Genomic DNA, 9,358 nt, shown 5'->3' with positions numbered 1-9,358 from the left:
AACAGGGCCTGCGCTTTGCGATCCGCGAAGGCGGCCGCACCGTCGGCGCCGGCGTCGTGTCGAAAATCACCGAGTAATTCGGTCGCGCGGGGCGCAGGGCTTGGTGACCCCTCTGGGCAAACCAACTGCACCCAAACCCGAAAGGCGGATCCAGATCCGCCGGACACGATAAACACATACGGGCCGCGTGCATCTGCAGGCGGCCCGTTTTTCTTGTCAGGCGATTCGCCGCCTGATACGCTTGTGAAAACAGTAAAAAACGAGAGCAGGCAAAACGTGACGCATCCCTATGAAGACATGGGGCCTGAGGCTTATTGGAAAACGGCCGTGGCCGCACCTGGTGCTCATGGTCTGACAGGTCTCTGGTCGCCGAAATTCGCCATCAAACCCAACCACCGGATCGTGACAGCAGGCTCGTGCTTTGCCCAGCATATCGGCAACGCACTGGCTGAACGCGGATACCTCTGGACCGATTGCGAACCGGCCCCGCCTTATCTGTTGGGTGACGAGGCCCGGACCTTTGGCTATGGAGTCTTCAGCTTTCGGACCGGCAACATCTACACGCCCTCAATGCTGCTGCAATGGTTGGAGTTGGCTTACGGCGCGCGCGACGAAGTACGTGAGGTCTGGCAAAAGGATGGCCGGTTCTTTGACCCGCTGCGTCCCGCGATTGAGCCAAATGGCTTTGCGAGCGAAGACGAACTGTGGGCAGCCCGTCAAAGCACCTATGCAGCCCTGCGTCGCGCCATCGAGACGGCCAATGTCTTTGTCTTTACCCTTGGCCTGACCGAACGTTGGCACAACCGCGAAACAGGTCTGGAATATGCGCTGTGCCCCGGCACGGTCGCGGGCGAGTTTGATGCCGAGCAACACGTTTTTACCAACACCAACACGCGCACGACCCAAAGGTCGCTGATGCGGGCCATCCGCTTTGCTCGCAGCAAGAACCCCAAGCTGAACGTGCTCTTGACAGTGTCGCCGGTGCCTTTGACTGCCACGGCGTCTGGTGCGCATGTTCTGACTGCAACGCAATATTCCAAATCGGTTTTGCGTGCTGTGGCGGGCATGGCCGCCGAAGGGTCCAAGCACGTGGATTACTTCCCTTCCTTCGAGATCATTACACACCCGATTTTCCGGGGCATGTTCTTTGCGCCCAATATGCGGTCGGTGGTACCCGAAGGCGTGACCACCGTTATGAAACACTTCTTTGCCGATCAGACCCGCGTCTTTGGTGCGCCGAGGATGGGCAAGACCCGCAAACGTATCGCGGCGGTGGTGCCCAAGGGCGAAGAAGACATCAAATGCGAAGAGGAGCTGCTCAATGCCTTCGCAGCCTGATCCGAACCGCATCTGCTTTTTTGGGGATAGCCAGATGGGCAGCCTGCGCCACGCCTTGCGCGACGGTCTGACAGAGGCGCCTACCGATGCTCATGTAGAGTTTTGGGGGGCCACTGGTCCGTCCTTCCGTCTGATTGAATGGCGCGACGGTGCCGTTCGAGCCAAGGATCGTGCCCTCGAAATGGCCCTGACCATTAATGGAAACGGGCGCGAGACGCTGGTGCCCGCCGACTTTGACACAGTTATATTCTATGGCGCGCGGTTTCGGGTGACTGAGTTCTTTGGCCCCTATTTGCATTGGATTGATGAAACGGGGCAGGTGCCCAGCTCTGCCGTTTTGCGGGCCTCGGCCCGGACATTCGTAGCGTTTACGCGCGCCTACCGGATCGCACGCGAATTGGCCAAGGCCGGGTGCAATGTGCTTTTTGTGCCGGCACCTTTTTACACCGACGGGATCACCGATATTGACCGGCAAGGGCGCTTTCTGGGTATTTACCCGGGAGCCGCACGCGCCACAGCGGATCACCGGGCGTTGCTCTGGGGGGCTTTGGCAGAGGCTGCTGCACAAGACGGGATTACCATCGTGCCACAGCCCGAAGATACCGTGACGCGCGGTGCCTTGACCCACAACGTCTTTGCCAGTGTCGAGGCGGCCGAGCAGGGCGACACGGGGCACAAATCCCCGGCCTTTGCGGCCCGATGGATGCAGGATGTGTGGCCCTTGACACAGGCGCGGGCCAAGGCCGCCTGAGCGCACATTTGGCCCATTTCGGGCCTTGCATTGTCCCTGATCCCCGCGTAATCACAGCCGCACCGTAGGGGTATAGCTCAGCTGGTAGAGCGACGGTCTCCAAAACCGTAGGTCCCGGGTTCGAGCCCTGGTGCCCCTGCCAAATCCTCGCAATCAAATGTCGTTTCTGTGGCGTTTTTCGTGCAGCGCCCCCGTCGCGTCGGCAGCCATTGTTGCCAGATGCGTTCCAGTTTTGGGAAAAGGTGCAGACTGTGCGGGCCCTGTTGACAGTGCCTTTAAGTCGCCACATTCGCGCCATGTCCCACCCACATTCTGGCCCGAACAAAGCCGTGTTCTGTGCTGCGCGGAACTGGTTGTGATTGTGACGACCCCATGTGGGGCAAGGATGCTGCTGATGACGTACACTCTGATCTCTGGCAAGACCCATGAGGCAAGCGAGGAAGAAACGCTTTCGATGATCCGGTCTGTGTTGACCGAAGAGGTGCCCGAGGCCCCTGCGCGCAAGTCCGTGGCCCAACGCATGACCAAGCGTGCCGCCCCCGAAGCGCTACCGGAACCCGCGCCTGCGCCGGAAGCGCCAGCACGTCGCGCCAGCATTTTGCCCGACATTGAGACCGAACAGCCTGTGCCCGTCAAACACAAACGCCCATTGTTCAAACTGCCCGCTTTGCGCGGCACAATCGCGAAGGTGCGCGCTTTCCGTCCGTCCACCCGGCATCTGGCGATTGTCAGCTTGCTGCTTTTGCTGGTGGTACGCCCCCATTGGTTCGTAATTGGCGCAGTGTTGATGATTGCTGCGGTCACCGGCGCCTTCATGACTTTGGGGGCTGATCGGATCTGGCACCGTGTCATGCGCCGCCTTGACAGGATCGAAGCCACGGATCCTGCCCGCGCCAATGGCCTGCGCGGCAAACTGGATGGCTTTGCCTATCGTTGGGATGGGTTTCTGGACCTGTTTCCAGATGGGATGGTCGACAGCCTTTACATGCCCGATTTCCAGTCGCTTGGGCAAAGTGAAGAGCGCCACACCTCCGTCATGAGCGAACGTTTGGCGCGGATGGGTCAAGAGGGCTGAACCCATCATCATCTGACCAGATCAGGGCGGGATGTTTTCCCGCCTTGAATTTGTCCAAACCTGCCGTTACATCCCACCCACGCGATCCAGCAGGGACAGATATCCGCCATGGCCACCACCAATCCGCTTCAGTTCATCCAGCAGGTCCGCTCGGAAGTGTCGAAAGTCGTTTGGCCAACCCGGCGCGAGGTGCTGTTGACGACCGTGATGGTGTTCATCATGGCTGCCCTGACCGCCGTGTTCTTTGCGATTGTCGACATCCTGATCCGGGGTGGCCTTGAGATGGTCCTGACGACATTTGGCTAGGTGACAAGGCGCTGCGGGCCTGCGCCCCCTTGCGCTTTGAAAACGTGCGGAGTATTCCGCAATTCTGACCTGACAAGAGGCGCGCGGCGATTCGAGCCCCGCGCCGATTTTTATTCAGGCGGCGAAAGCGCGAGCTTTTGAACTGACAAACACTTCGGGCGAGGGGCCAAGCACACAATGGCAAAACGGTGGTATTCGGTTAGCGTACTTTCCAACTTCGAAAAGAAGATCGCTGAGACCATCCGGACCTCGGTCGCTGAAAACGGCCTTGAGGACGAGATTGACGAAGTTCTGGTGCCGACCGAAGAGGTCATTGAGGTGCGCCGCGGAAAGAAAGTCACGACAGAGCGTCGTTTCATGCCCGGTTACGTGCTGGTCCACATGGAAATGTCGGACCAAGGCTATCACCTGATCAATTCGATCAACCGCGTCACCGGTTTCCTGGGCCCGCAAGGTCGCCCGATGCCGATGCGCGATGCCGAAGTGAACCAGATCCTGAACCGCGTCCAGGAAGGCGAGGATGCACCTCGCACCCTCATTCACTTTGAAGTGGGCGAAAAAGTCAAAGTCAACGAAGGTCCCTTCGAGGACTTCGACGGTATGGTCGAGGAAGTGGACGACGACAGCCAACGCCTCAAGGTTATGGTGTCGATCTTTGGCCGCGAAACCCCTGTAGAGTTGGAATTCACTCAAGTGACCAAACAAGGCTGATTTCGCAGGTCATTGGCCAGTCTTTAAAAACGCCGCATCGGGACGCCTCGACGCGGCGTTTTTTTGTTGCCTGGACGAAATTTCGGCGCGTAGGGCCGTATTTCACTGTGTTTCGCGCACCGAGCCCCCAGCGTTCTGGAGGCTAACCAACGATGCTTGCAGTTCCTGCTTAACCCCACCGTTTCTAATTGTTCCACGCTTCCAACGCGTTAGCGATGGGGTGATTCCCTGTCCCCAAAAACCTGCGCAAATATGCCCAAGAACGGTTGACGGGACCGGCATATTTACGCCTACTGTAACGTGCAAGCACAGGATATAGCTGTGCGATCAAATAGTAGTATATTGTCTTGGGGGATAATTATGAGCTGGAAATATGTCAGAGATAGCTTGCCTTGGTTGGTGCCATCGGCCGCTATCGCCTTTGCGGGATACGGGTTCATGGTCAACGGCAGCAGCCTGTTTGAACCGCGCGCCACGTCCGATCTTTCCACACCTGCACAGGCGCCTGCCAGCGTCGTACCGGAAAGCGCGCGGGCCTTCATGACGCCGGATGCCGCCGAAGCGCTTGAGGACGAAATCGTGGCCCGTCAGGCCAATGCGTCCGAGCCGCTCGCCGGGCTTGGCACCAGCATTACCGGCGCTACCGCTTTGGTCGAGCCAGAGCCGCTTGCCTCTGCTGTTCCGGCACCTGCACCTGCACCTGTTCAGACCCCTGCAGAGCGTCAGGCCGCCCTGACCACCACCGGCCCTGTCACCCAGATTTTCAACACCGGTCAAGCGGCGGCTCAGGCCAAGCAGCAATGCGTGGATGACCTGCGCAATATTATGGAGGAAGTGCGCGTTTACTTCCCAAGTGGTGGTTTGACGGCCGATGAAGGCGGCATTGAACGGGGCCAGTTGATCGGCCTTGTGGCCCAGGGCTGTCCCGGTGTGCGTATCCGTGTCGAAGGCCACTCTGACCCTTCCGGTGATCCGGCGGCCAACCTGCGCCTGAGCGAACGGCGCGCCCAGCACGTGATCCAGCGGATCGGCTCTGGCGGCATCGACACCAGCATGTTTGTCGCCCAGGGCTTTGGCGACCAACGCCCCTCGCAAGTGTTCGGTGATCGGCCCCGGTCGTATTATGATCGTCGCGTCGAGTTTTCGGTGATCGAGCAGGAAACGCGCGTTGCACTGCGCAGCACGGCCTCGCCCAAGCCTTGGGCCAACGCGGCCTGTGTGGCAGATCTTGAGCGTGCGGTACAAAGCACGGCGCTTTTCTATGGTCCCGGTGCGGTATCCGTGAACGCGCAAGACCTGGAAACGGCCCTGAGCCTGGCAAATCTGGCGGTGGCGTGCCCACATGCCCGTCTGCGGGTTGTGGGTCACCACACCAACGACATTCAGGCGCGTGAAAACATGCACACCGGGTTGTTGCGGGCCAAGGCGCTGATGGCGATGCTGGTGGCGCGCGGTGTCGCACCCGAACAAATCATCATCGCGGCCCCCTCGCGGGCCTTGGGCGGTGCGGGGCTGCCCGGCAGCCGTGTGAACTTCGACGTGATCCTCGAAGAGAGCTAAACCGCAACCCTACAGTTTCGGCTTGATAAATGAACAGGAGCGTTGTAACCGGCGCTCCTGTTTGCATGTGCAGACCACGTGGGAGACGAGGCCAACGCGTTGTCCGGATCCGACCACGTCAACCTGATCCCGACGGTCGCGTCCGTTCGGGTGTTGAAAAAGGAGATGGCCCATGGCCAAGAAACTCGTTGGCAGCATGAAGCTGCAAGTGCCCGCCGGGCAAGCAAACCCATCCCCGCCGGTTGGTCCGGCCCTGGGTCAGCGCGGCATCAACATCATGGAATTCTGCAAGGCGTTCAACGCCAAGACCGCAGACATGGAGCCCGGCGCACCATGCCCCACCGTGATCACCTATTATCAGGACAAGTCCTTTACCATGGACATCAAGACGCCGCCCGCGTCCTACTACCTGAAAAAGGCCGCCAAGCTGAAATCCGGCGCCAAGACCCCCAGCCGTGAGGTTGTCGGCACCGTGACCGCCGCACAGGTCAAGGAAATCGCCGAAGCGAAAATGAAAGATCTGAACGCTAACGACATTGACGGCGCCATGCAGATCATCCTGGGCTCCGCCCGCTCTATGGGCATCGAGGTGAAGTAAGATGGCAAAGCTTGGAAAACGCACAAAAGCGACCCGTGAAGCCTTTGCTGGCAAAAGCAACCTCAGCGTCGAAGACGCGGTGGCATTGGTCAAAGGCAACGCAAACGCCAAATTTGATGAAACCGTCGAAATCGCTGTGAACCTCGGCGTTGACCCCCGTCACGCGGACCAAATGGTCCGTGGTGTGGTTGGTCTGCCCAATGGCACAGGCAAAGACGTTCGCGTCGCTGTGTTCGCGCGCGGCCCCAAGGCCGAAGAAGCCCAAGCCGCTGGTGCGGACATCGTGGGCGCAGAGGACCTGATGGAAATCGTGCAAGGCGGCAAGATCGAATTTGATCGCTGCATCGCGACACCTGACATGATGCCCGTCGTGGGCCGGTTGGGTAAAGTCCTGGGCCCCCGCAACCTGATGCCAAACCCCAAGGTCGGCACCGTGACCATGGACGTTGAAGCCGCCGTCAAGGCCGCCAAAGGCGGCGAAGTGCAGTTCAAGGTCGAGAAGGCCGGCGTTCTGCATGCCGGCATAGGCAAAGCATCTTTTGACGCCGACAAGCTGGCCGAAAATGTCCGCGCTTTCCTGGGTGCCGTTGCCAAGGCCAAGCCCTCGGGTTCCAAAGGCACCTACATGAAAAAGGTGTCGCTGAGCTCGACCATGGGCCCGGGCGTCAGCATTGACGTCCAAAGCGCTACCAGCGAATAATAAAGATAAGACCCCGGGCCAAGGTCCGGGGTTTTTGCTTGGGGGGACATGATGGCCAATTTAACCGCATTCACGGCGAATTTGCCGTTCACCCCCTATGCAATCGGCCGCAGTGAAAAGAAGTGTCCGGTCTGCGGTACATCGGATCACCGTTTGGTGGCACAGACGGATCGGCGGTTGAAAAAGATCACCCATGTGGCCTGCGCCAAATGCAGCTTGATCCGCCAATATCCCCTCCCGACCGAAGAAGACCTGGCGACTTACTATCGTGACTTCTATCGCTCCGATTATCAAAAGACGGTCGAGCCCACCGAAAAACACGTCAAGAAACGGGAAAAGGAATCCGCATCGCGGCTGTCCGAATTGTCACCACTTCTGACGCCCGGTGCGACGATCATCGACTTTGGCTGTGGTTCTGGAGAATTTGTAGCGGCCTGTAATGCGGGTGGCTTTGTCGGCAAAGGGTTTGAGCCGGGCAAGGGCTATGCCGAATTTGCCCGAGACACAAAAGGGCTCGATGTGCGCAATACAGGCTGGCAAGACTACAGTGTGGATACGCCCGCTGATGCCGTCACCTCGTTTCACGTATTTGAGCATCTGGTTGACCCGGTGGCCGCCATCCGCAAGGCGCAGACCTGGATCAAGCCTGACGGGCTGATCTATATCGAGGTGCCGGACACACGCCACTTCATCGAGATGAAGGGCTTTGGCTGTCTGCATATGGCGCACACACTGGGCTATACGAATTTCACGATGGAGTATGTCGGGGCTGTGTGCGGCATGGCAGTGATCAAACGGGATATTCCGGGCGATTGCGGCTTGATTTTTCAGGCGGGTACGCCGCGCCCTCTGGCCGAGATTGAAGCTGATGCTAAGGCCCAATCCGAAGGGTGGACGAAGGCGCGAGTGCACCGCCAGTTCTGGTCCTACACTTTTGGCAAATTGCGCGGTGCCAAAGCGTAGGCGCGGCATGGTTCTGCGGTTTTGGGCCAGGCCGAGGCCACGTGCGGGTTTTGGCGCAAAAACCTGCTTGGAAATCCACCCGTAAAAGTCTAATGAAATCCCGGAGGGCCCCCGTGCGATTCGCGGCGGCCCTCTATTTCGTCCGAGACGGCGGGTGGTCAGGATACTCTGACCATAATTCCTGCCTGAGACGGGAAGAGACATTCCAGCCTGGTGTGTTCCAGGCTTAGGGCTGCGTCGACCCGCTTGGACCCGATTGCCGCGCTCGCGCGTGGTAAAAACGAGCCGGAGGGGTCCGCCCCTCCAATAACTGGAGTAAAACTGTGGATAGAGCCCAGAAAGAGAAGTTGGTCGAGGAACTCGGCCAGATCTTTGAAAGCTCTGGCGTCGTTGTGGTTTCCCACTACGCCGGTCTGACAGTTGCCGAAATGCAAGACCTGCGTGCGCGTGCACGCGAAAACGGGTCGAGCGTTCGTGTTGCCAAAAACAGGCTCGCCAAAATCGCCCTGGACGGGAAGCCCTGCGCAAGCATCGCTGACTATCTGACGGGTATGACCGTTCTGACCTATTCCGAAGATCCTGTGGCAGCCGCCAAAGTGTCCGAGGACTTTGCCAAGGGTAACGACAAGTTCGTGATCCTCGGTGGGGCGATGGGTGAGAACGCTCTGGACCGGGCCGGTGTCACGGCTGTGTCGAAAATGCCTTCGCGCGAGGAGCTTATCAGCACCATCGCGGGCATGCTTGGCGCACCTGCATCGAACATCGCCGGGGCCATTGGCGCACCTGCAAGCAACATTGCTTCCATTCTCTCGACCATCGAAGAGAAGGCGGCATAAGGCATCGTCTGAGCGGCGCGTGGTAAATCTATACGCGTTGGAACACACATATCGTAACGGAAAGAGCTGATAAAATGGCTGATCTGAAAGCACTCGCCGAAAGCATCGTGGGCTTGACCCTGCTGGAAGCACAAGAACTGAAAACAATCCTCAAGGACGAATATGGCATCGAGCCTGCAGCCGGTGGCGCAGTCATGATGGCAGGTCCTGCTGACGCCGGTGGCGCAGCCGAGGAAGAGAAGACAGAATTTGACGTCGTCCTGAAAAACGCAGGCGCTTCGAAAATCAACGTCATCAAGGAAGTCCGCGGCATCACAGGCCTGGGCCTGAAAGAAGCCAAAGACCTGGTCGAAGCTGGTGGCAAGATCAAAGAAGGCGTCGACAAAGCCGAAGCCGAAGACGTCAAAGCCAAGCTGGAAGCAGCTGGCGCCGAAGTCGAACTGGCCTAAAGCCGGTTGAAGCGGGGACGTTTTCCGATCATCGGAAAACGGCCGGAATTCGTGTCGAATTCCGCACCCTC

Annotated in this window: 13 protein-coding genes and 1 tRNA gene; 13 read left to right on the top strand and 1 reads right to left on the bottom strand. The window is 58.9% G+C overall.

The features are described from left to right. Both Q1A44_RS21945 and Q1A44_RS21460 read left to right on the top strand, forming a co-directional pair. Positions 1-77 (top strand): hypothetical protein (locus Q1A44_RS21945; RefSeq protein WP_203238105.1); only part of this gene is annotated, 77 nt, incomplete at its 5' end. A 199-nt stretch (positions 78-276) separates the two neighbouring features. Continuing rightward, the gene (locus Q1A44_RS21460) at positions 277-1,338 is read left to right on the top strand and encodes a GSCFA domain-containing protein (protein ID WP_299629423.1); all 1,062 of its coding nucleotides are present in this window, start codon (positions 277-279) and stop codon (positions 1,336-1,338) included. 90 nt (positions 1,339-1,428) lie between these two features. Here Q1A44_RS21460 and Q1A44_RS21940 read toward each other — a convergent pair whose 3' ends face one another. After that, complete coding sequence (locus tag Q1A44_RS21940; RefSeq protein ID WP_366942625.1) at positions 1,429-1,533, bottom strand: hypothetical protein; 105 nt, start codon at positions 1,531-1,533, stop codon at positions 1,429-1,431. On the opposite strand from Q1A44_RS21940, the gene Q1A44_RS21455 reads away from it, so the two are divergent. From Q1A44_RS21455 to rplL, 11 genes are all read left to right on the top strand, one after another. Beyond that, complete coding sequence (locus Q1A44_RS21455) at positions 1,520-2,089, top strand: hypothetical protein (RefSeq protein WP_366942624.1); 570 nt, start codon at positions 1,520-1,522, stop codon at positions 2,087-2,089. The two genes, Q1A44_RS21940 and Q1A44_RS21455, sit on opposite strands and share 14 nt — an antisense overlap. 66 nt (positions 2,090-2,155) lie before the next feature. Next, a tRNA-Trp gene (locus Q1A44_RS21450) sits at positions 2,156-2,231 on the top strand. Between the two features lie 252 nt (positions 2,232-2,483). Beyond that, positions 2,484-3,164 (top strand): hypothetical protein, encoded by a 681-nt coding sequence (locus Q1A44_RS21445; protein ID WP_299629419.1) that lies wholly within the window; start codon positions 2,484-2,486, stop codon positions 3,162-3,164. A gap of 108 nt (positions 3,165-3,272) precedes the next feature. Continuing rightward, the gene (gene secE, locus Q1A44_RS21440) at positions 3,273-3,470 is read left to right on the top strand and encodes a preprotein translocase subunit SecE (protein ID WP_299629417.1); all 198 of its coding nucleotides are present in this window, start codon (positions 3,273-3,275) and stop codon (positions 3,468-3,470) included. Positions 3,471-3,647: 177 nt separating this feature from the next. After that, positions 3,648-4,181: a transcription termination/antitermination protein NusG gene (nusG, locus tag Q1A44_RS21435; RefSeq protein WP_299629415.1), complete on the top strand. Its 534-nt coding sequence runs from the start codon at positions 3,648-3,650 to the stop codon at positions 4,179-4,181. 360 nt (positions 4,182-4,541) lie between these two features. Next, the gene (locus Q1A44_RS21430) at positions 4,542-5,741 is read left to right on the top strand and encodes an OmpA family protein (RefSeq protein ID WP_299629413.1); all 1,200 of its coding nucleotides are present in this window, start codon (positions 4,542-4,544) and stop codon (positions 5,739-5,741) included. A gap of 172 nt (positions 5,742-5,913) precedes the next feature. Further along, positions 5,914-6,339, top strand: a complete 426-nt coding sequence (gene rplK, locus Q1A44_RS21425; protein WP_299629411.1) for a 50S ribosomal protein L11 — start codon at positions 5,914-5,916, stop codon at positions 6,337-6,339. Between the two features lies 1 nt (position 6,340). Then, the gene (gene rplA, locus Q1A44_RS21420) at positions 6,341-7,039 is read left to right on the top strand and encodes a 50S ribosomal protein L1 (RefSeq protein ID WP_299629409.1); all 699 of its coding nucleotides are present in this window, start codon (positions 6,341-6,343) and stop codon (positions 7,037-7,039) included. A 48-nt stretch (positions 7,040-7,087) separates the two neighbouring features. Then, positions 7,088-8,002, top strand: a complete 915-nt coding sequence (locus Q1A44_RS21415; protein WP_299629407.1) for a class I SAM-dependent methyltransferase — start codon at positions 7,088-7,090, stop codon at positions 8,000-8,002. Positions 8,003-8,325: 323 nt separating this feature from the next. Then, positions 8,326-8,838, top strand: a complete 513-nt coding sequence (rplJ, locus tag Q1A44_RS21410; RefSeq protein ID WP_299629405.1) for a 50S ribosomal protein L10 — start codon at positions 8,326-8,328, stop codon at positions 8,836-8,838. Positions 8,839-8,912: 74 nt separating this feature from the next. Continuing rightward, entirely contained in the window at positions 8,913-9,287 is a 375-nt protein-coding gene (gene rplL / locus Q1A44_RS21405) for a 50S ribosomal protein L7/L12 (RefSeq protein ID WP_299629403.1), read from the top strand. Positions 9,288-9,358 lie beyond the last annotated feature (71 nt).

This window comes from uncultured Tateyamaria sp., assembly GCF_947503705.1.
Classification (GTDB): Bacteria; Pseudomonadota; Alphaproteobacteria; order Rhodobacterales; family Rhodobacteraceae; genus Tateyamaria.
The sequence above is the reverse complement of the archived record's forward strand: the minus strand, read 5'-3'. Positions and strand labels throughout refer to the sequence as shown.

Coding starts and splice junctions, on each gene's coding strand:
- Q1A44_RS21455 (WP_366942624.1), top strand. CDS start 1,520: ATGGCCCTGACCATTAATGGAAACGGGCGCGAGACGCTGGTGCCCGCC.
- Q1A44_RS21940 (WP_366942625.1), bottom strand. CDS start 1,533: ATGGTCAGGGCCATTTCGAGGGCACGATCCTTGGCTCGAACGGCACCG.
- Q1A44_RS21445 (WP_299629419.1), top strand. CDS start 2,484: ATGACGTACACTCTGATCTCTGGCAAGACCCATGAGGCAAGCGAGGAA.
- secE (WP_299629417.1), top strand. CDS start 3,273: ATGGCCACCACCAATCCGCTTCAGTTCATCCAGCAGGTCCGCTCGGAA.
- nusG (WP_299629415.1), top strand. CDS start 3,648: ATGGCAAAACGGTGGTATTCGGTTAGCGTACTTTCCAACTTCGAAAAG.
- Q1A44_RS21430 (WP_299629413.1), top strand. CDS start 4,542: ATGAGCTGGAAATATGTCAGAGATAGCTTGCCTTGGTTGGTGCCATCG.
- rplK (WP_299629411.1), top strand. CDS start 5,914: ATGGCCAAGAAACTCGTTGGCAGCATGAAGCTGCAAGTGCCCGCCGGG.
- rplA (WP_299629409.1), top strand. CDS start 6,341: ATGGCAAAGCTTGGAAAACGCACAAAAGCGACCCGTGAAGCCTTTGCT.
- Q1A44_RS21415 (WP_299629407.1), top strand. CDS start 7,088: ATGATGGCCAATTTAACCGCATTCACGGCGAATTTGCCGTTCACCCCC.
- rplL (WP_299629403.1), top strand. CDS start 8,913: ATGGCTGATCTGAAAGCACTCGCCGAAAGCATCGTGGGCTTGACCCTG.